The 19,032-nt window shown below is 65.8% G+C and carries 19 protein-coding genes and 3 pseudogenes; 9 read left to right on the top strand and 13 right to left on the bottom strand.

Features of this window, described 5'->3' with window-relative positions; genetic code table 11:
• Positions 1 to 76 precede the first annotated feature (76 nt).
• Positions 77 to 940 carry a LysR family transcriptional regulator gene (locus ACIQD6_RS24465; protein WP_401885715.1) on the top strand — a complete coding sequence of 288 codons (864 nt, stop codon included), beginning with the start codon at positions 77 to 79 and terminating at the stop codon, positions 938 to 940.
• A gap of 95 nt (positions 941 to 1,035) precedes the next feature.
• Here ACIQD6_RS24465 and ACIQD6_RS24460 read toward each other — a convergent pair whose 3' ends face one another.
• Both ACIQD6_RS24460 and ACIQD6_RS24455 read right to left on the bottom strand, forming a co-directional pair.
• A complete protein-coding gene (locus tag ACIQD6_RS24460; RefSeq protein ID WP_401885712.1) occupies positions 1,036 to 1,521 on the bottom strand; it encodes an ATP-binding protein in 486 nt (161 codons plus the stop codon).
• Entirely contained in the window at positions 1,521 to 1,802 is a 282-nt protein-coding gene (locus tag ACIQD6_RS24455; RefSeq protein ID WP_401885710.1) for a hypothetical protein, read from the bottom strand. The genes ACIQD6_RS24460 and ACIQD6_RS24455 overlap by 1 nt, the downstream gene beginning before the upstream one ends.
• Positions 1,803 to 1,874: 72 nt before the next feature.
• Between ACIQD6_RS24455 and ACIQD6_RS24450 the strand changes: the two genes are divergently transcribed.
• The 5 genes and pseudogenes from ACIQD6_RS24450 to ACIQD6_RS24430 form a co-directional block, all read left to right on the top strand.
• Positions 1,875 to 2,906: a Scr1 family TA system antitoxin-like transcriptional regulator gene (locus ACIQD6_RS24450; RefSeq protein ID WP_401885707.1), complete on the top strand. Its 1,032-nt coding sequence runs from the start codon at positions 1,875 to 1,877 to the stop codon at positions 2,904 to 2,906.
• Positions 2,890 to 3,102 (top strand): DUF397 domain-containing protein, encoded by a 213-nt coding sequence (locus tag ACIQD6_RS24445; RefSeq protein ID WP_401885705.1) that lies wholly within the window; start codon positions 2,890 to 2,892, stop codon positions 3,100 to 3,102. The genes ACIQD6_RS24450 and ACIQD6_RS24445 overlap by 17 nt, the downstream gene beginning before the upstream one ends.
• A 91-nt stretch (positions 3,103 to 3,193) precedes the next feature.
• Positions 3,194 to 3,400 (top strand): DUF397 domain-containing protein, encoded by a 207-nt coding sequence (locus ACIQD6_RS24440; RefSeq protein WP_401885702.1) that lies wholly within the window; start codon positions 3,194 to 3,196, stop codon positions 3,398 to 3,400.
• Positions 3,397 to 3,870: a PPOX class F420-dependent oxidoreductase gene (locus tag ACIQD6_RS24435; protein WP_401885700.1), complete on the top strand. Its 474-nt coding sequence runs from the start codon at positions 3,397 to 3,399 to the stop codon at positions 3,868 to 3,870. Before ACIQD6_RS24440 ends, ACIQD6_RS24435 begins: the two co-directional genes overlap by 4 nt.
• Positions 3,871 to 3,884: 14 nt before the next feature.
• A pseudogene (locus ACIQD6_RS24430) lies at positions 3,885 to 4,172 on the top strand (IS5/IS1182 family transposase); the annotation flags it as partial.
• Positions 4,173 to 4,184: 12 nt separating this feature from the next.
• On the opposite strand, the gene ACIQD6_RS24425 reads toward ACIQD6_RS24430, so the two are convergent.
• Positions 4,185 to 5,039, bottom strand: coding sequence for an alpha/beta hydrolase (locus ACIQD6_RS24425; protein ID WP_401885697.1), 855 nt, complete (start codon positions 5,037 to 5,039; stop codon positions 4,185 to 4,187).
• Entirely contained in the window at positions 5,036 to 5,605 is a 570-nt protein-coding gene (locus ACIQD6_RS24420; RefSeq protein ID WP_401885696.1) for an amidohydrolase family protein, read from the bottom strand. Before ACIQD6_RS24420 ends, ACIQD6_RS24425 begins: the two co-directional genes overlap by 4 nt.
• Before the next feature lie 86 nt (positions 5,606 to 5,691).
• On the opposite strand from ACIQD6_RS24420, the gene ACIQD6_RS24415 reads away from it, so the two are divergent.
• Positions 5,692 to 6,294, top strand: coding sequence for a TetR/AcrR family transcriptional regulator (locus ACIQD6_RS24415; RefSeq protein ID WP_401885694.1), 603 nt, complete (start codon positions 5,692 to 5,694; stop codon positions 6,292 to 6,294).
• A 9-nt stretch (positions 6,295 to 6,303) separates the two neighbouring features.
• Here the strand turns inward: ACIQD6_RS24415 and ACIQD6_RS24410 are convergent.
• Positions 6,304 to 6,881 (bottom strand): annotated as a pseudogene (locus ACIQD6_RS24410) (IS5 family transposase); the annotation flags it as partial.
• A gap of 213 nt (positions 6,882 to 7,094) precedes the next feature.
• On the opposite strand from ACIQD6_RS24410, the pseudogene ACIQD6_RS24405 reads away from it, so the two are divergent.
• A pseudogene (locus ACIQD6_RS24405) lies at positions 7,095 to 7,265 on the top strand (1-deoxy-D-xylulose-5-phosphate synthase N-terminal domain-containing protein); the annotation flags it as partial.
• Positions 7,266 to 7,290: 25 nt separating this feature from the next.
• The gene (locus ACIQD6_RS24400; RefSeq protein ID WP_401885691.1) at positions 7,291 to 8,268 is read left to right on the top strand and encodes a 4-hydroxy-3-methylbut-2-enyl diphosphate reductase; all 978 of its coding nucleotides are present in this window, start codon (positions 7,291 to 7,293) and stop codon (positions 8,266 to 8,268) included.
• A gap of 192 nt (positions 8,269 to 8,460) precedes the next feature.
• Here the strand turns inward: ACIQD6_RS24400 and pabB are convergent, their stop codons facing one another.
• The 8 genes from pabB to ACIQD6_RS24360 form a co-directional block, all read right to left on the bottom strand.
• Complete coding sequence (pabB, locus tag ACIQD6_RS24395) at positions 8,461 to 10,602, bottom strand: aminodeoxychorismate synthase component I (protein ID WP_401885690.1); 2,142 nt, start codon at positions 10,600 to 10,602, stop codon at positions 8,461 to 8,463.
• Between the two features lie 120 nt (positions 10,603 to 10,722).
• The gene (locus ACIQD6_RS24390; RefSeq protein ID WP_401885688.1) at positions 10,723 to 11,730 is read right to left on the bottom strand and encodes a diiron oxygenase; all 1,008 of its coding nucleotides are present in this window, start codon (positions 11,728 to 11,730) and stop codon (positions 10,723 to 10,725) included.
• Positions 11,731 to 11,784: 54 nt separating this feature from the next.
• The gene (locus ACIQD6_RS24385) at positions 11,785 to 12,627 is read right to left on the bottom strand and encodes an arylamine N-acetyltransferase (protein ID WP_401885685.1); all 843 of its coding nucleotides are present in this window, start codon (positions 12,625 to 12,627) and stop codon (positions 11,785 to 11,787) included.
• 73 nt (positions 12,628 to 12,700) lie between these two features.
• Positions 12,701 to 13,528, bottom strand: a complete 828-nt coding sequence (locus ACIQD6_RS24380) for a 4-hydroxybenzoate octaprenyltransferase (RefSeq protein WP_401885684.1) — start codon at positions 13,526 to 13,528, stop codon at positions 12,701 to 12,703.
• Positions 13,529 to 13,626: 98 nt separating this feature from the next.
• Positions 13,627 to 14,796 (bottom strand): cytochrome P450, encoded by a 1,170-nt coding sequence (locus ACIQD6_RS24375; protein ID WP_401885682.1) that lies wholly within the window; start codon positions 14,794 to 14,796, stop codon positions 13,627 to 13,629.
• 361 nt (positions 14,797 to 15,157) lie between these two features.
• Entirely contained in the window at positions 15,158 to 16,036 is an 879-nt protein-coding gene (locus ACIQD6_RS24370) for an SAM-dependent methyltransferase (protein WP_401885680.1), read from the bottom strand.
• Positions 16,037 to 16,082: 46 nt separating this feature from the next.
• A complete protein-coding gene (locus tag ACIQD6_RS24365) occupies positions 16,083 to 17,183 on the bottom strand; it encodes a polyprenyl synthetase family protein (protein WP_401885678.1) in 1,101 nt (366 codons plus the stop codon).
• 865 nt (positions 17,184 to 18,048) lie between these two features.
• On the bottom strand, positions 18,049 to 18,807 hold the full coding sequence (locus ACIQD6_RS24360; protein ID WP_401885676.1) for a vWA domain-containing protein: 759 nt from the start codon (positions 18,805 to 18,807) through the stop codon (positions 18,049 to 18,051).
• Positions 18,808 to 19,032: the final 225 nt, after the last annotated feature.

Here is a 19,032-nt window from a genome sequence, read left to right as displayed (position 1 = left end):
GCACACGAGCGGTCCGGCCAACACCGATACGGTGCCCTGTCATACCCGGTGGGTATCACTTGGGTAGGGTGCGGCCGTGGACACGCTGGAGACCCGCGAGCTGAGGTACTTCACGGCCGTCGCCGAGGAACTGCACTTCGGCCGCGCCGCCGAGCGCCTGGGCATCGCCCAGCCGCCGCTGTCCCGGGCGATCCAGCAGCTTGAGCGGCGACTCGGCGTCCGCCTGCTGGAACGCAACCGCCGCGGCGTCTCCCTGACCGGCGCCGGAGAGGTGCTGCTGCACGAGGGCCGCGCGGCCCTCGACGCGACGACCGCCGCCGCCCGCCGCACCCGTCGCGCCGGTGGCGCCGACAGCCCGGGCGGCCCCCGCAACCGTCTGGTGCTGGCCGTGAAGGCCGCCGGGTCCCACGAACTGCTGCGGAAGCTTCTCGACGCCTACGCGGCCGAGCCCGATGCCGCCGAGATCGAAGTGCTGCCGAGCGGCATGTGCGAGCAGGAAGAGATGCTGCGCGACGGCCGCGCCGACGCGGCGTTCATGCACGCGCCGTTCAACTCCCTCGCCGGATTCGACAGCGAGGAACTCCTGACCGAGGGACAGAGCGCCATCCTGCCCGCCAGGCACCCTCTCGCCGCGCGCACGACACTGTCCCTGGCCGACATCAGCGACATCCCCGGTCTCCCGCTCGCCCGCTGGCCCCGCCACGGCATATACCCACCCGGCCCGGGCCCCGAGATCCACGACCAGACACAGCTGGCCCAACTGATCGCCCTCGGACGCACCGCGGCCGTCTTCCCCGACTCCGCCCGCGCCTGGCTGTGGGCCGAGCACACCGCCGTCCCCCTGACCGACGCACCCGCCGTCGTCACCCACCTCGCCTGGCCCGCGCACAGCCGCTCCCTCGCCCTGGCCGGACTGATCCGCACGGCCGCACAGCTATGACCGTCCCTTTCCCTCCATCTCCGCCGTCACCACCGAGCCCCGGCCGCCACGATCACTGGAATCCGCCCGACGGGCCGGGGCTCTGTACGGCTATCTCACGGAGCTGAGCCGGCGGGCGGCGGAGAGAGGTGGGCCCAGAGAACCTTGCCGGGCCCGTTGCGCTCACCGACACCCCAGGCATCGGCGAGCGCGTCCACGATGACGAGCCCCCGGCCGTCGGTGGCGTCCAGCTCCGGGGAGCGCCGCTGAGGCTGTTCGGGGGAGGCGTCGTGCACCTCGATACGGAGCCCACCGCACAGCCGGCGGACGTACCGGGTCTCGATCTCCCGCCCGTGCGACACCCGGGCGTGGCGGGCGGCGTTGGTGAGCAGTTCGGAGAGGATCAGCACCGCGGAGTCCTCCAGCATCCCCAGCCCCCACGAGGCGAGCGCCTTGCGCAACTCCAGACGCGCGAGCCCGACGCAGCTGGGATGCCGGTTCCAGCGGAGCACGACGGCCCCGAAGCAAGGGGAGTTGGGATTGCCCGCCTCCGGGGCCGGGCCGGGATTCGCCTCGGGGTTCACGTCCGGTCCGTACGACATCAGGCCATCTCCGTACGGAAGTTGGCCACCCAGAAGTTCCGCACGAGCCTCCGCCGCAGCCGCTGCTCGGCGCGGTCCCAGCGCTCGAACTCGTGGCGGACGCAGGGAATCAGCAGCGCGCTGTGACCGACGCCCCCGGCGAGTCCGCACCCATGTACGAAGACGATCACCGAGCGGTGAACGGCCAGTTGAGGCGGGGCGGCGGGGGCGAGCCGTCCTCGACGCGGAGGTGAATCCAGGAATCGCCACAGCGAATCGAAGAAACGGGCGATAAGATTCATTATTGTTGACGCTCCACTTCAGCGTTGGCCACGCCCTCGGACGTCCCTACAACGTCGCGAGGGTCTTTCTTTGTGGCGAGTTGGCATGCGGAACCGACCCCACGGCGTTTATTGAATTCCCAACGGAATAGCCTCACTTCGGCGATCCCGATACCGGGAAGGGGTAGCTATCACCCTCCCCTATCGGGCACAGTGGGTACATATCCGAGCTGTCACCGAAGGTTTCAGGAGACAGCGACTTGGGCGAAAGAAGGTTCGATCCCAGTGGAGTTGAACAATGAATCGGGCAAGCTCACACCACGGTTGAGGCTGGGCAGACGGGTACGTCGCCTGCGAGAACGTAAGGGATTGTCGCTCCGTCAGCTCTCCGAACACGCGGGCCGGTACTCGCACAGCTATCTAGGCCGGGTGGAGTTGGGGGATCAGCTACCCTCTGAGGCCCTCGTGAATCTGCTGGACGAATTGTTCGACAGCGACGGGGTGTTGACTGAGCTGCTGGAGATGGCGCACGACTCACTGATTCCCGAATACAGCCGCACGTTCCTCAGTAAGGAGCCGAACGCCGTACGCATTCAGGTCTTCACGAGTAGCCATGTCCCCGGCCTGCTCCAGACAGAGGAATACGCACGGGAGTTGTTCCGCAGAGCCCTCATCAGCGAATCGGAAGAGGGGCTGGACGAACGCGTCGCGCTCCGTATGCGCAGGCAGCGCATCTTCGAACGCGAGGAGCCCCTGTCCTACTGGGCCATCATGGATGAAGCGGCCCTGAAGCGGCCGATGATGGCCGCAGGGCGCATGGTTGAACAACTGCGCCACCTCGTGCGGATGGCGGCCAGGCCTCGGGTCACGATCCAGGTCCTCCCCTTTACCAAGGGGATGCACACCATGCTGGGTGGGTGCCTGACTCTTATGACGCTGAAGGAAGGTGGGACGATCGCGCAGGTCGAGAGCTTCGCGTCAGGCGAGGGAGTACATTCGACAAGCAGGGTCGTTGCGCTGACGGAGCGCTTCGACCTGGTCCGCTCAATGGCGCTGACGGATGACGACTCTCTCGACCTGATCCGCAGATACCTGAAAGAGTATGAAGATGAACTCGATTCCTGACGCTTCCGCTCTGCCCACCTGGCGCAAGTCGAGCCACAGCGAAAACGCGGAGGGCGGATGCGTCGAGGTCTCCGACGGCCACCCCACCACCGTCCCCGTCCGCGACAGCAAGAACCCCCACGGCCCCGCCATCCCCTTCCGTAACCCCGGCTGGACCGCCTTCGTCACCGCCGTCAAAGACGGCGACCTGGTCTGAGACTCAGGGCTTCGACATGCCGACCTCTGGCTCTGCCGGAGGACGGTCTCCGATTTGATCCGCAAGTATCTTGGGGAGTACGAAGGTGACCATGATTCCTGACGCTTCCGCTCTGCCCACCTGGCGCAAGTCGAGCTACAGCAACAACGGAGATGGCGCCTGCGTCGAGGTCTCCGACGGCCACCCCACCGCCGTCCCCGTCCGCGACAGCAAGAACCCCCACGGCCCCGCCATCCCCTTCCGTAACCCCGGCTGGACCACCTTCGTCACCGCCGTCAAAGACGGTGATCTCGCATGAGCGTGAGCACCGACGCGAGCGACACCGGGCTGACCCAGGAGATCCGCGCGCGGATCGAGGCGCCCACCATCTGGTACGTCGCCACCACCGCTCCGGACGGTTCGCCGCACATCAGCCCGATGTGGGTCGGGCTGGACGGCGACCTGGTCTTCTTCAACACCTCGATCGGCCGGGTCAAAGAGCGGAACCTGCGCAATGATCCGCGTGTGTGTCTCTCCCACGCCGATCCGGACAACCCCTACGACCGCGTACAGATCCGTGGCCGGGCCGTCCGGTTCGTGGAAGGGCCGCAGGCGGAGCGGGACATGGACGGGCTCACCCGTACGTACCTGGGAGCCGAGCGCTACCCGTGGCTGCTCCCCGGCGAGCAGCGGGTCACCGTAGTGATCGAGCCCTCTCGGGTACGCCGTGTCGTCGGCGTGGAGCCCTTCCTGCCCGGTGTTCTGCCGTCGCCGGGTTCCGACAGCTGAAGCCCCTGACGATCAGGCCCGTTGAGCCGCAACGCGGAGTGGTTCCGGGTCAAGCCTACGATGTACCTGACCTGCGTAAATGACTTCGCCATAAACGTATCGGCGTCCGCATCGCACGCAAAGGCATCGAATCCAGCGAGCGATGAGGGCGTCGTCGTTGTGGGATCGAGCAGACCATCTCGTGGTTGACCGGTTACCGCAGACTCAACCACCGATACGAACACCAATCCCGCAGCTACCTCGCCTTCCCCGGCCTCGCCGCCGCCCTCCGCAGCTACAAACGGCTGACCCGGCTCACCACACAGGACACGGTCCTACTGTGCACGGCAGGTCCTGAGGTAGCTGAGGAACGATGCCTGCAGCCCAGTCACGTGCGTTTCGTGCATGAGTGCGCTGGTGACGGATCCGCCGCGTGAGGTGAGGCGGTGAAGGAACGTGGCCGCGTTCTTCGCGAGATTCTGGTAGACCGCCAAGTCTCCGAGGATCTCTCGGTCGTTGAAGGTCACGTGAAGCTTGGTAGCAGGCAGGGTGTCACCCATTGCTTGAAGACGAGCGAAGACCTGACTGTCTGCATTGACAATGCCGGGGCTGCCCGCACCGATGCTCTCGAAGAAGGTGCTATTGGTGAGCCAGGCGTAGAGACTGAAGAGCCCGCCGTAGGAATAGCCGAAGAGGCCGTGACCGCTCGGGGCTGTGCCGTAGTCGCGTTCGATCCGCGAGTGCAGGTCGTCGGTAAGGAAGTTCAGGAACATATCCCCGCGGCTGTCGCTCAACTCAGCGAGGTAGGCGTCGGCTTGCTCGCGAGTCATCGTGCCCGCTCCGACCCCCATCTCCACCGCATCGATGTACTCCTTCGCGATGGGTTCGCCGGGGGGCACGAGGTCGCGGTTGCGCAACCGCTCCCAGTGCCCTGCTTCCTCGCCTGCGTAACCCACGCTGACTTGGACGTAGGGCTGAATCGACTGCATGGGGTCCAACTGCGTGACGATGAGTGGGGCGGTCATGCCCACGGCCCAGTTGCCGTCGAGCACGTACACGACAGGCGCTTGCGCCGCGGCAGGGTCGTAGCGCGGTGGCGTGGTGACCCAGACGCCGTAGTCGTGCCCACCGCTGGAGCGCATCTCGAAGTAGTCGGTGTGGGCGAGGCAGCCCTGCCACATGGTGCTCATCTGAGGTCCTTTACGATTTGGCCAGCCTGGATTACGAGGACGGCGTTGGTGGGGTCGGAGAACAGTTCTGGGTCTTCGAGCGGGTTGCCGTTCCAAAGAACGAGGTGTGGCTGCGCGCACAGTTCGGTGGGTTCCCATTCGGCTCCGTAGTAGCCGTGCCCGCCGATCTGGCACTGAACAGGTCCGCACGACAGGACGCGCGGCCCTCTGACCTTGCCCTTCGCGATCGCGGTGACGACACCGCCGTCGATCCCGCCGGTGTCGCGAACGGTGGTGAAGCCGGCGTCGAGCGTCGCGCTGGCCGTGGCGAAGATGTCCGCCGCGATCTCGGCGGCGCTTGTCCGAAACGAGAAGTGCGGCTGGATGGGGCTCGACAGGCCCAGGTGGACGTGAGCGTCGATCAGGCCGGGCGTCATCGTCAATCCCTCGGCATCGAGACGCTCGCCGTGCGCGCTGGAGGCGCCGAGTTGGGTGATGCGGCCGTTCCCGATAGTGATGTCGAGGTTGCTGGGATCGCGCCCCGATCCGTCGATGACCGCCGCGCCGACTACATGAGCAGGTCCCATAGTCGATCCTCCGCCGTTGCGAGCTGACTGCGACCATGTGCGAAGCAACACGGAACCGCCAAGCCTTCTTTTCCAATGGATAAACTGTGGGAGTGATCCTGTCAACCTCGGAACGCAGGGGCAGCGCGCGCGAGCGACTCCTGGCAAGCCTTCTCGACGCCTTCGGCGAGGCCCTTCCCCCGCCGGAGATGTCGCTCCGTGAGATCGCCGCCCGGATCGAGACCAGCCACGCCCTGTTGCGATACCACTTCGGGTCACTCTCGGGCGTCTTGGCCGCCATGCTCAAGGCGCAGCGATCCCGTGACAACGAGGCACTTTTGGAGGCCGCCCAGCAGGGCACCTTCGACGATTTCGTTGTGGCGATCTGGCGTACTTACACCCGGCCAGAGCAGCTGTCGCGTGCCCGCGGCTTCTTCTACGTCGTCGGACTGGCCGCGTACCGCCCCGAGGACTTCCGTGAGTTCGTAGAGTCGATCGGCGACCTGACCGTGACGCTGTCCTCACTCGCGGAACGCGAAGGGCTCGGCACGAAGGAAGCTCGGGATGTGGCCACCGTCACCATTGCCGCGATTCGCGGCCTCCTCTTGCAGGAAGTCCTGACTCCCGGAACCCGCTCGGAGGACGCGGTCACCTTGATCCTGCGCATGAGAGAGGGCCGATCCGTTCCACGATCACGTCCGGAGCGTTAAGAGGTCATCTCATTCGGTCAGTCTGTGGTGGCAGATCAGGGTGCAGGCGATGCTCGTGAAGGCCGGAAGGTGATCGGCCATGGGCTCGTAGCGGCGGTGGAGGCGACGGCATCCGGCGAGCCAAGTCATCGTTCGCTCAAATGATCCACCGGTACCGGCCGAGCCGCTGCGAGGTTTCGGCGCCTGTGCTGGCGATGCGATGCCGGATGCCTCGCCGGGAAGCCATTGCCGCAGGTGGCGGTAGTCGTATCCCTTGTCGGCGTGGAGCTTGCCGGGCTTGCGGCGTCGCCGGCCCCGGCGGGAGCAGATCGGAGGCATACGCTTCACGAGCGGGATCAGGGCTTGTCCGTCGTGCAGGTTGGCGCCGGATATCCCGACAGGAATGGGCGGACCGGTCTGCTCGGTGATCAGATGGATCTACGAGCCGTACTTGCCCCGGTCGACAGAATTCGGACCGGTCGGGTCCCCCGTTTCACGGCCCGCATGTTCACCGAGTCGATCGCGCATCGCGACCAGTCGAGCTCGCTACGGGAGCCGAGCTCGTCCAGGACCAGCCGGTGCAATGTGGCCGACACTCTGGCCTTCGACACGACCCACAGCCTGCCGAGCCAATTGAGATGACCTCTTACAGCACGAGCAACCCCCAGGTCGACCTGCGGTCAACTCACGTGTCACCACGGTCTGTTCGCTGCCTGTTCAGCCGTACGGGCCGTCAGATACCGTAGCGTGGTGCTGCTTCAGCTGCGACCCCTGATGCGCGATGCCATTACCGAGCCGCCCGTGACCCCAAGGTCTGTGCGTCGGGCGGCCATCCGGGTCCCGACCTGGGTGCAGTGGAACTGACCATCGCCCCGCACCGCGTCTTCGACGCGCCCCGCGATCATCGCCCAGCGGCGCCAGAACGCACTCATCACCCTGGACACACCGTCCCTCCACTCCACTCCACATCACGGCCGTACTGCGTTCCCTGACCTTCCCCACAACGTCGAGGACCACATGACGAACTCGCCCGCAGCATCCGAACCGGCCGCACACCCCCGCCGCGTCCTGCTCGCCTCTCCCCGCGGCTGGTGCGCGGGCGTGGACCGCGCCGTGCTCGCCGTCGAGAAGGCCCTGGAACAGTACGGGGCGCCCATCTACGTCCGCCACGAGATCGTGCACAACAAACACGTCGTGCAGACCCTGCGGGACAAGGGCGCCATATTCGTCGAACGCACGGACGAGGTACCCGAGGGAGCCATCGTCCTGCTGTCCGCCCACGGCGTCGCCCCGACCGTCCATGCCGAAGCCGCCGAGCGCAACCTCGCGACCATCGACGCGACCTGCCCGCTGGTCACCAAAGTCCACAAGGAAGCCGTCTGGTACGCACGGGAGGACTACGACATCCTCCTGATCGGCCACGAAGGACACGAAGAGGTCATCGGCACCAGCGGTGAAGCCCCCGACCACATCACCCTGGTCGACGGACCCGACGACGTCGCGGATCTGTCGGTGCGCGACGAATCCAAAGTCGTCTGGCTCTCCCAGACCACCCTCTCCGTCGACGAGACCATGGAAACCGTCGATGCCCTCAAGACACGCTTCCCGAACCTGACCTCCCCGCCCAGCGACGACATCTGCTACGCCACGCAGAACCGCCAGACCGCGGTGAAGAAACTCGCCGAGGACGCCGAACTCGTCATCATCGTCGGCTCCAAGAACTCCTCCAACTCCGTCCGCATGGTCGAGGTCGCCCTCGACGCCGGCGCGCCCGCCGCCCATCTGGTCGACTTCGCTCACGAGATCGACGAGGCCTGGCTGGAGGGCGTCAGCACGGTGGGACTGTCCTCCGGCGCCTCCGCCCCCGACGTCCTGGTCGACGGCGTACTGCAATGGCTCGCCGAGCGCGGCTACGACGATGTCGAGACCGTGACGACCGCCGACGAGTCCATCACCTTCGCCCTCCCCCACGAGCTCCGTCGCAACCTGCGATGACACCACGGGCGGCTGTCCCGCTCCTGTGCGGGACAGCCCCTGGGGGCTCTCGGGTCTCTCGGGGTCTCTCGTTCGGATCAGGCCTGCGCGGGGCGCGCGGGCGGCTACGACGGGGATCTACGACAGCAACGAGCCCCCGGTGACCACAATCTGGCCGGGGGCTCGCTCACGTATTCACCGGACCCGCGGCGTCTACGAGCCCGGAACCCTCGCCTTCGGCAGTGCCCGCAGGGTCGCTTGGGCCTTGAGCAGCATCTCCTCGTACTCCGCCTCGGGGTCGGAGTCGAGGACAATGGCGCCACCCGCGCCGATGGTCAACTCACCATCGTGGCTTACGGCGGTGCGGATGGTGATGCTGAGGTCGGTGGTTCCCGTGTATCCGATGAAGCCGATGGCTCCGGAGTAGACTCCGCGGGCTTCGTCCTCCAGCGTGTCGATGATCTCCATCGTGCGTAGCTTCGGCGCTCCCGTCATGGATCCGCCGGGAAAGCATGCCCGTACCGCGTCCACGGCGGACGTGTCGTCGCGCAGCGTCCCGGTGACCGTGGAGACCAACTGGTGCACGGTGGCGTACGACTCCGTCACCATGAGCGCCGGGACAGCGACGCTGCCGATCTCGCAGATCTGTCCGAGGTCGTTGCGGAGCAGATCCACGATCATGAGATTCTCCGCGCGCGTCTTGGGATCCATCTGCAAGGAGCGCCGCCTCTCGTCATCGGTCCGCGGGTCCGGGTGGCGGGGCGCTGTTCCCTTGATCGGTTTGGTCTCCACCAGGCCAGCGGCGTCCACCTTGAGGAATCGCTCGGGTGAGGAGCTGAAGACCGTGACCTCGCCGAGGCGCAGGAACGCGGCGTAGGGAGCGGGGTTCAGTCGGCGCAGGCGCTGGTAGTAGGCGACATCGTTCGTCGGCGCGGGCAGGCGGAGTTTGTTGGTGAGGCATATTTCGTAGCTCACGCCCTCCCGCAGGAGTCGATCGCACTCACGGATGTCGTCCAGGTACTGGGTGCGGGGGCGTACCAGTCGTTTCGACGCGTCATGGTTTTCGGCGCTGGGCGGCGGAGACGTCTCAGTCTGTGCTGTGGGCAGGTCGGCCAGTGTGGGGAGTACGGTGCTGATCCACTTCTCGGCGGCGTCCACGTCCTGCTGCTCGCACACGGCGACGACATAGGTACGGTTCTCGGCGTGGTCCACGGCGATGAAGCGGTCGGCTTGAAGCCACACGGCGTCCGGAGTCTGGGACCGGTGGGTGCGACGGGCGCCGAGAACGGCCTTCAACTCGTAACCGAAGTAACCGACGTAGCCGCCGATGAAATCGAAGGGCAGCTCCTCGGCACCGGTGATCACGCGGCCGGTGCGGCGGTTGAGGGCGTCGAAGATGGTGCCGTCTTCCGGACGGGGAATACCTCCCGCCGGGTCCACGACGACATGCTCGTCTTCCACACGGTAGGTCAGCATCTCGGTTCCGGGCTCTTCCGCGGAGCCGAAGAAGGAGAAGCGGGCCAGGCCCGGTTCGACGTGCGAGCTGTCCAGCCAGAAGGAGCGTGCGTCGGCGCCGTACAGGGCCAGGAACGCGGCCTCGGCGTCGACCGCTCTGTCCAGGATGCCGGTCTGCGCCTGGAGTTGTACGGGGCGCGGGTGCGGAGCCGACGGTGTGACGGACGCGGTCAACTCCTCGGTGCCGGTGCCGGCTTGGCGGTCTTGGGTACCGGCGCCGACGTGGCGGCCCCGGATGCCGGCACCGCCCTCGCGTGAGCCCGAGGCGAATGCCAGGTCACGGAAGTTCTCCATGAGGAGGGCACCGTGCTCCGTGCAGATGGACTCGGGGTGGAACTGCACCCCCCACCAGGGCCGATCCCGGTGGGCCAGGCCCATGACCACTCCGTCCTCGGCTCGCGCGGTGATCCGGAGGTGGGCGGGCACGGGTTCGGCGATGCTCAGTGAGTGGTAGCGCACGGCGGTGAACTCCTGCGGGATACCGGCGAAGAGTCCGTCACCGCTGTGCTGGATCGTGGACAGGTATCCGTGCCGGGGCTGCGGGGCGGGGACAACCCGCGCGTCCGCCAGGAGTCCCATGCCCTGGTGCCCGAGGCACACGCCCAGGACCGGAAGCGCGGCGTGCTCCAGGACGTCGCGGGAGCGGCCGAAGTCGCGAGGGATGGCCGGGTGCCCCGGTCCCGGCGAGATGACCGCGGCATCGAAACCGTTCAGATCGAGGTGGTCCCATTCCGCAACGTCGTTCCGTACGACGACGGGCGGGACGCCGTACACCTTCGCTAGGAGCTGGTACAGGTTGTAGGTGTAGGAATCGTAGTTGTCGATCAGCAGGACGCGCATGGGTTAGCACCAGGTGGTTGTCGGAGCCGGAAGAGAGGAGAGTGCGGGCACCTCCCGGTCCATTGGCTCGCTGCTTCTCTTACTTGACGGGGACATCAGGTGCGGCGTGTTCGGTGGTCGTCAGGGGGCGTCGGTCGCCACCGTCGACCAGTCGAAGGGGACGGAGTCGACGACATCCAGCTCTTGGCACAGTTGCCACAGCCCGCTGAAGTCCTGGAGGAGCCGTCCACTGCCGGAGGCGTTCTGGATGTCTTGCAGCATCTGTCCGCCCCCCTCCACTCCGAGCAGTTCCATGATCCTTGCCCAGGTCGTGAAGTCGTGGGCGGCGAACGCCTCCATCCCGTCGGCCAACGCGGCGAGGAAGTAGCCGCGTTGTCCGGCGGTGAAACGCTTCCACGCTTCCTGAACGACGGTGTTCGCGATGGAGGCGTGACAGTATTCGTCACGGTTGTGCAGCACGGCCGTCAGGCGGTTGACGGGCTGGATCTCGTGATCCTCGGCGATGAGGTCCAGGTGGGCGTTTATCGAGACCTCCGCAACCGTGGTGAAGGCGAGTGAGACCAGAGCCTGATGCTCAGGTGTCTCGGCGGCGGAGAGCCGTTGCGCGTGCCGGCGCGTTTTGTATCCGAATGGAAGTGCGGAATCGGGCATTCGCCAGCCGCGTTGCCGACGCGTTACGGCACTGGCGTTCAGGTGCATCAGCGTGTGGTATTGCTCATCAACCATGGCTTGGGTGACCGAGATTGCCATGGACTCGTCCAGCCCCGTGTCGAAGGCTTCTCTGGCGATCAGACTGAACCCCGGGTTGACCACGTACTGCTCGATGTCCATGATGTTCTTGTTGAACGCCACCCAGCCCCACGCGAGGAGCTTGGCCTTGACCTCGTCGTCGAGACCGAGATATGTGGGGTGATTCCGGAAAGGCAGCAGGGCTACGGGGAAGTCCGGCCTGTCCTGCTCGAACACGTCGTCCAGAGTTTCTTCCCGCCGCCTGACCGTAGCGCGCCGGTTCCAGTTGTCGGCCAGCCTGCTGAGGATGGCGTTCTCCACTGCGTCATTCGGATCGTGTTCCGGGAGCGACCGCAGCCGTTCCACCAAGGAGAATGCCCCGAATTCTGGATTGATCATTCTTATGACCTCCCCCACTGTCGATGAATAGGCCGGGCGGACACTCGGTCCGGGTCAGTTCCGGCCGGCCCCCGCGGTGCCGGCCATGGTCTTGAGGGACTGGACGTCGCCCGGTTCCAAGGTGACCCCGAAGATCTTCTCGGGAGCGGAAAGCGTCTCGTCCTCGTCGAGTTCACGGTGAGTCGCCGGCTCGCCGGGCCGAATTTCTGTGAGCGTGTTGCCGATGAGGACGGTCCGCATGGTGGGCTGTGTGCGCTGGAGGATCGTCCGGTGGTTGAACGGTGAGCGAGGGTGGCTCAGGCAGAAGTGGTTGAGGATCTCGAAGTCCGCCGGATAGCGCGCGTCGGTGGTGAACCCGTAGATCTCCGCGGGTCCCTCGGCCCTCAGGAATCGCAGGACGTGTTCACCGTTCGGTTCCCGCACCATGTCGAAGGACCAGTCGCCATCCACCCGTGCGCCCTCGGCGATCCGGATCGGCTCATGCAGCCCGTATCCGCCGAAACTCACATCGAAGAGCCAGCGTTCGCCGTCCAACTCGACGCACAGAGCGACATGGACGGCGGGGCCGAATTTGTTTCCGGTACGGATGCGGGATCTGGCCGAGAGCGCGGAGAAGGTGAACCCGATCCGGTCCAGCACGGCTGCCACCAGGACGACCTGTTCCATACACCAGCCGCCGCGGCCACGTCGCACGATCTTCTCCTGGACACTTTCCAGATCCAGGGGCACCGCCCGCCCGAGTATCGCGTCAATGTTCTCGAAGGCGATGGCGTCGACGTGGGCGGCGTGCAGGCCCCGCAGCGTAGCGAGATCCGGAGCCACGTCGGCCACGTACCCCACGCGAGACAGGTAAGCGTCCAAGTCGACGCTATTTCCCTGCCACATCGAATCTGTCATCCGTATCCCATCCTTCAATCGTTGACGTGCTCGGATACCGGTGCTGCGGCCGGCCGGCCGTGAATCAGGTCCGTCAGGTGAACTGTCCGGCGATCGCCGCCGCGAGAATGATCCAGCCGAAGTAGCGGTTGACGATGAAGGTGTCCCCGCAGGATTTCGGAACGTCCAGGTCCACGCGTACGACCAGATAGGACAACAGGAGCCCCGCCAGCACGACGAGTACGTAGAAGGCCCAGCCTGTCCCCGCCTCGGCACCGGCCCACAACGCGCCGCCGACGCTCAGCGCGATGAAGATGCCCAGCCACGCCTTGCTGGCATTGCCGAACATCAGAGCAGAGGACGTGACACCGATACTCCGGTCGTACTCCTTGTCCTGGTGGGAGTAGACCGTGTCGTGGAACAGGGTCCAGAAGAACCCGCACGCGTACATGCCGAACACACTCGGCGGGTAGTCGATACTCCCGGTCACCGCTGTCCAGCCGGCCAGCGCGTACACGTTGATCACCAACGCCAGCCATGCCGTGGGCCACGGAAAGATGCGCTTCATGTAGGGGTACACGACAAGCAACGGGTACGAGGCCCCGACGACCAGGGCCGTTTCCTTGTTCACCAACGCCAGGATCAGCAGTGAAGCCACCGCCTGTGCGGCGGCGAAGAGGAGTGCGTTCCCGACGCTGATCGTCCCCGCCACGACAGGACGTGACGCCGTGCGGGCGACTTGGGCGTCGATGTCCTTGTCGATGACGTCGTTGACCGCGCAGCTCGCGCCGCGCACCAGTACCGCGGCGATGGCGAGATACACCACCGCCAGCAGGTCGGGCCGCCCCTCGGTGGCGAGGGAGAAACTCCACAATCCTGGAAGGAGGTAGAGCACGACACCCGTCGGTGCGTGCAGTCGCATCAATATGAGATAGGCACGGAGTGGCTCAGGGCTCTTTTTGACCAGGCGTGCAGATATTCGCGGTGATTTTTCGCGGCCTGCTGCCGCCGGGACGCCGGTCACCACGTCACCGGAAGTTCGACCAGCCCGCCGGTCAGTGTGTCGTGACGCAGCCTCAGCTTCTCCACGTCGACAGCCGGACGCATGGTCGGGAACCGTTCGATGAGCCGGGCGAGCGCCACCTGCAGCTGCATCCGGGCCAGCGGCGCGCCGACGCAGTAGTGCATGCCGTGTCCGAAGGTGAGGCTGCCCGCGGTCTCGCGCGTGACATCGACCCGTTCGGGGTCGGTGAAGACCGTCTGGTCGTGGTTGGCCGCGATGATGTTCAGCAGCAGGAGGTCTCCGGCTCGGACGGTGGTTCCGTCGATCTCCAGGTCCGTCAGCGCGTAACGGGGCATTCCACCGTTGTGCGGGTTCGGCATCGACATCCGCAGGATTTCCTCCACCGCGCCCGGGATGAGGCTCGGGTCGTCCAGCAGTGTCTGCCGTTGCTCAGGGTTGGTCATCAACAGCAAGGCACCCGTGCCGATTCGGGCCACCGTGGTCTCGTAACCACCGAACAGCAGCAACGCGGTCAGCCCCACGACTTCCTTGTCGTTGAGGCCCTCGGTCGCGCACAGCCTGGAGATCGCGTCATCGCCCGGATTTTTCCGCTTGTCGGCCACGAGCTGCTGGCAATAGCCGAACAACTCGCCCAGCCCCTGCTTCGACCGGGCCGGGTCCTGCACATTGGCGGCGTCCTGGGTCCACTTGCTGAACTTGTCCTTGTCCTGATGGGGCACACCGAGCCACTCGCACATCACCAGGATCGGAAGCGGCAGTGCCAACGTCAGGCGCAGATCCACCGGTGACGTCTGCCCGGCCAAGTCGTCGAGCAGTTGCTCGGTCAGTGTTTCGACGTGGGTTCGCAGCGCCAGCATGCGCTCGGGTGCGAAGTGTGGTTCCAGCACCGTCCGCATCCGGGCGTGGTCGGTGGCGAAGCTGCCCAGCAGGCCGGCGAGGAACGCGGACCCGCTGTCCCGAGCCGCGCCCGGATCGGGATTGGAGCGGCTGAGCCGGTCATCGTCCAAAAACTGCCGCACCTGGGCATGACCGGTGACCAGCCACGCTTCGTCCCCGTCGACCGTACGGACCCGATGGACCGTGCCCTGGGACTGGAGCGTGCGCAGCGCCGGTGCGACGTGCAGCAGATGCGTCTGCTCGAAGGGGAGTTGAGCTGGGGTGTTCACTGAAAATCTCCACATCCTTATGGCCCGTGACAACCTCCGTCGGAGTCGACGCCGAGTGCAACCAGGCAGTCGCCCCCGCGGTACGGAACCCGGTCTCGTCGAAATGTCCCACCGCCGCACCCACGATCCGGTCGGTGACCGCCGCAACGGCGGGCGCCACTCGAGCACCGAGCATCATCTCGAGGGCACCCGCCGTGCGCGCGTGCGGCAGCCGGCCGTTGCCGTCAGGGTCCTGAATTGGGCGAAAGTGCCGCGAGTACGCCCCCGGCACACTGGTTCAGAGCGCGGTGTGTGCGGCTTCGGCGACAACGGCCAGGTGATTTGAGTTCGTTGCTCCCCTGTCCGCGGAGCAACGGTCGTCCTAGACCGGCGGTGTGTATTCGGCGACCACGACGATGTAGTTGAGCTCGTTGCTCCTGTGCCCGTCGAGGAACGGCTGCTCCACGCCGGTGGCCAGACCCCACTCGGATCGCAGCTCCCAGTGGGGGATGGCCTCTTCGGTCAGGTCCCAGACCTGCGAGGGCACGAGGTGGTTGTCGGCGAGTGCCTTGAAGTACTCGCTGCGGTTGTTGATGTGGCAGTCGTAGTGCTCGTCGATGGCCTTCACCGCCGCGCTGTCGGTCGACACGGCGTCGTTGGCGCACCAGGTGACGCAGACGTAGCGGCCTCCCGGGCGCAGGAGCCGGGCGAACTCCGCGAAGGCCTCCGCGGGCTTGACGTACATGGTGGTCTCGTTGGTGTACACGGCGTCGAACGATCCAGTGGGCAGACCGGTGTCGCACATGTTGGCGAACTTGAAGGAGACCTTGTCGTCGACGCCGTGCTTCTCCTTGGCGAGGCGCTCGGCGAACTCGATGTGGTGGGCGCAGAAGTTGACACCGACCACCTCGCACCCGAACCGCCGGTTGACGAGGAAGGACGTGCCGCCGCGACCCGATCCGCCGTCCAGCACCCTCGCGTCGGGCGTGAGCGGGGCCAGCCCGTGCAGGACCAGTTCGACCTGCTCGTTCTCTATCCGGGCCATTTCCGCGAGAATCGCCGCGTCCCGGTCGGGCGCGGGAACCTCCAGTACGGATTTGTCGAAGGGGCCGACGCCGTAGTGATGGTGGTACAGCCCGTCCTCCTCGCCCAGCAGGAGGTTGATCGGGTCCTGGGTCTTGGTCTCATAGTGGGCCTGCGCCCGGCGCTCGAATTCGCTGCGGACGACAGGGGATGCCGGGTTGTCGTGAGTAGTGGTCATGAAGTTAATCTCCGATTCACATGCCACCCCTGTCGGGCGGCGCTGGTCATACTGCGCGATTGACGATGCGGTCGAACAAGATGGTCAGTTCGGCGGTCGCGGTGGGGGACAGTCCAGCTCGTCCGAGGTTCTCCACAGCCGAGTCCAGGTGGTCTCGGGACAGCCGCTCGGCCGTGTGACGGCCGCCGGCCTCGTCGATGAGGTCGGCCAACGCCTGCAAGTGGTCCGTCGTGGTGTTGTCTTCCTGCCACAGCCGGCCCAGTTGGTCGCCGGCCGCGTTGTCGGCGGACAAGGAGACCAGCACCGGGAAGGTGAGGTTGCGCCGCTTGATGTCTCCCCGGATGGGCTTTCCGGTCAGCGCGGGATCGCCCCAGATGTCCTCGACGTCATTGGAGATCTGCAATGCGATGCCCAAGTGCCGACCCGCCTCACGCAGGACGGCCACGTCCTTCTCCGGTCTGCCCGCCCGAATTGCCGGCGTCCCCAGTGACCACTCCAGCAGTGCTGAAGCTTTCTCCATCACCATGTGCTCGTACACCGCGATACCGGCCGGCTCCGGCCGGAGGCTGAGTTCGCGAGCCTGGCCCGCGTGAACCAGAGCGAGGGCCTCGGTGAACGAGCCGGCTATTTCGTTGTGGCCGGGGCCGGAATCGTCCACGACCATTCTCAGCCCAAGAGCCTGTAGCGCGTTCCCGGCGTGTATGGCCAGACTCGTGCCGAATACTTTCCAGGCTGCTGGGCGGCCGCGACGCAGTTCGTCGTCGTCGGCGATGTCGTCGTGGAGCAGAGTCGCGTTGTGCAGCAACTCCACCGCTGCCGCCTGGGACCGCACATCCTCCGGCCGCAGGCCGACTCCGTCGGCCACTGCCGTCATGAGGCTGGCTCGGGTCAGTTTGCCGACCCCTCCACTGCTGGGCTCACCATGCTCGTCGGCGAAGCCGAGGTGGTAACGGCAGATCCGGGCCAGGTGGGTCGGATCCAACGCGGAAACCTGCTGCTGAATAAAGGGCAATACCGTGGATCGCACTACCCTCGGCGACAGGAGTTCTTGTAGCCCGGTGGACGAGGTGACATCTGCGCTCATCGCGCTTCTCCTCCAGCCGCGCGAGTAAAGCACAACTCGTTCGCGAATTGAACCGCTGAACACTCATCAATGTGTTGAACATTTTGCATATACGTCGTCACACCTTTTCACCTCCTGCTCGCAGGGCAGTAAAGTTCTCGATGCATGGAGGCTTATGCAAAAGCCCATGATCACTCAGCATTACCGCAGATCGGCGGTAATGCTGTTCCCGAATTTCACATAACCCGGGATCCAGTGGCGGTAACGGAATCCAGTCTGGGCGATCTCCCGAGTCGTGTCAACGATGCCGTGAGCCCGGTAGTGATCGAGCCGTCGAAACCAAGGTTTTCCCCAGCGTGGGCGGTTTGAGCGTCATGTAATTCCCCATCCCGAATTCTCCTGGGGGATCGAGCTGCCGACGATCAAGTTTTTCCCCGGCTTGGGCGGTTTGAGCATCATGTAATTCCCCATCCCGAATTCTCCTGGTTGCCATGGGTAACCCTTTGTCCCGTCAGGCACATCACCCCGAAACGGGCGCGAATCGGTCTTCGAAAATGGCGAATACGGGCAATAAGGCGCCCACAAAGCGGGCCGGGACGCCAGGCCGGTGCCGCGGTGGCCGCCGCCCGCGGTCACCGCGCTCCTGCCTACGACGTTCTTCACGCAGGACAGCCCCTAACCGGAATTATGGATTCCAGAGGGGCGAAATAAATGGCTGAAAAAGACGCACGGATTCGCTTACCTGACCAAGCACGAGCAGGTCAGGTTGCTACGCTGGGCGCGAGTCTGGCTTGAATTACTCGCCAATCTCAGCAGCACTTCGCAAGGCCGCCCACACGCGCTTCCTTTTCGAGGGCGAGAATGCCCACCACATCGCCGTGATCAAGGCGAATCGGCCGCTGGTCCGACAATGGCTCACATGCCTGCCTTGGCGGGATGCGTCCCCGCGTTACAGGACGATGCCCTGCGCCCGCGCGGCCGCCAGCCACTGCGGGAATTCGCCCACCAGCCGGTCGTACAACGTGTCGTCCGGGACCTCGCGCGGGTCCTGGCCCGCGTGGAAGAACCCGGCGTTGTCGACGGCGCGTTTCTCCGGGACGGCGAGGTCGTCCAGCTTGCGGAGGAAGTCGAACTGGCGGCTGTCCGGGTCGCCGAAGCCGATGAACTGCCAGAACAGCGGCAGCCTGGCCGCTTTGCAGAGGTAGCGCTCGGCCGCCGGCCTGCTGATCGGGCCACCGTCCGTCTGGAAGACGACCAGGGCCGGGACGGTCGAGCCGCTGTCCAGGTAGTGGTCGATCACGGCGTCCATCGCCAGGTGGTAGCTGGTCTTCCCCATGTGTCCCAGACCGGCGACGATCTCGGCGATACGGTCCTCGTGACCGGCGAGGGAGATGTCCGTCCGCGCGTCGACGTCCGTGGAGAAGACGACGACCGGGACGATCCCGTCGTCGTCCAGGTTCGCGGAGAGACCGAGCACCCGGTCCGCGAGGGCCTGGACGGTGCCGTCCCGGTAGTACTCCCGCATCGAGCCCGAGTGGTCGAGGACGAGATAGACGGCCGCGCGCTCACCGCTCAGCCCGTTCTTCCTCAGCGAGACCTGCGCGCTCCTGTAGAGGCCGACCAGCGCGGGCGCCGTCTCCTCCACCTTGCGCAGGCTGACGGCCCGACTTGCCGAGGTCGACGGAGCGGGACCAGGGGCGGTGACCATGCTCGGTCCTCTTCGGTCGACAGGGCTGAAGTCCCCTGATTCTTCCACCGATCGGGACGCGCCGATCCCGGCTCGCCAGCGGTTGTCGCGAAGGCCGCCGAACGCACGCCACGGCGCCTGCCGTCGGTCCGGTCGGGGACTGGGGGCAGACGCCGCGTCTTGTGGAGGGCCCGGGAGACGCTCCCCGGGCCGACACCGCCCGTACGCCGTTGTACGGGAGCCTTG

It is taken from the genome of Streptomyces sp. NPDC088400, from assembly GCF_044753355.1.
Lineage (GTDB): Bacteria > Actinomycetota > Actinomycetes > Streptomycetales > Streptomycetaceae > Streptomyces.
Note: the sequence above shows the minus strand (reverse complement) of the source record. Positions and strands in the feature narration are given on the sequence as shown.

Bases quoted from the DNA above. Each gene is read 5' to 3' on its own strand.
- ACIQD6_RS24460 (WP_401885712.1), bottom strand. From the start codon at position 1,521: ATGTCGTACGGACCGGACGTGAACCCCGAGGCGAATCCCGGCCCGGCC.
- ACIQD6_RS24455 (WP_401885710.1), bottom strand. From the start codon at position 1,802: ATGAATCTTATCGCCCGTTTCTTCGATTCGCTGTGGCGATTCCTGGAT.
- ACIQD6_RS24445 (WP_401885705.1), top strand. From the start codon at position 2,890: ATGAACTCGATTCCTGACGCTTCCGCTCTGCCCACCTGGCGCAAGTCG.
- ACIQD6_RS24440 (WP_401885702.1), top strand. From the start codon at position 3,194: ATGATTCCTGACGCTTCCGCTCTGCCCACCTGGCGCAAGTCGAGCTAC.
- ACIQD6_RS24435 (WP_401885700.1), top strand. From the start codon at position 3,397: ATGAGCGTGAGCACCGACGCGAGCGACACCGGGCTGACCCAGGAGATC.
- ACIQD6_RS24425 (WP_401885697.1), bottom strand. From the start codon at position 5,039: ATGAGCACCATGTGGCAGGGCTGCCTCGCCCACACCGACTACTTCGAG.
- ACIQD6_RS24420 (WP_401885696.1), bottom strand. From the start codon at position 5,605: ATGGGACCTGCTCATGTAGTCGGCGCGGCGGTCATCGACGGATCGGGG.
- ACIQD6_RS24400 (WP_401885691.1), top strand. From the start codon at position 7,291: ATGACGAACTCGCCCGCAGCATCCGAACCGGCCGCACACCCCCGCCGC.
- pabB (WP_401885690.1), bottom strand. From the start codon at position 10,602: ATGCGCGTCCTGCTGATCGACAACTACGATTCCTACACCTACAACCTG.
- ACIQD6_RS24390 (WP_401885688.1), bottom strand. From the start codon at position 11,730: ATGATCAATCCAGAATTCGGGGCATTCTCCTTGGTGGAACGGCTGCGG.
- ACIQD6_RS24385 (WP_401885685.1), bottom strand. From the start codon at position 12,627: ATGACAGATTCGATGTGGCAGGGAAATAGCGTCGACTTGGACGCTTAC.
- ACIQD6_RS24380 (WP_401885684.1), bottom strand. From the start codon at position 13,528: ATGCGACTGCACGCACCGACGGGTGTCGTGCTCTACCTCCTTCCAGGA.
- ACIQD6_RS24370 (WP_401885680.1), bottom strand. From the start codon at position 16,036: ATGACCACTACTCACGACAACCCGGCATCCCCTGTCGTCCGCAGCGAA.
- ACIQD6_RS24360 (WP_401885676.1), bottom strand. From the start codon at position 18,807: ATGGTCACCGCCCCTGGTCCCGCTCCGTCGACCTCGGCAAGTCGGGCC.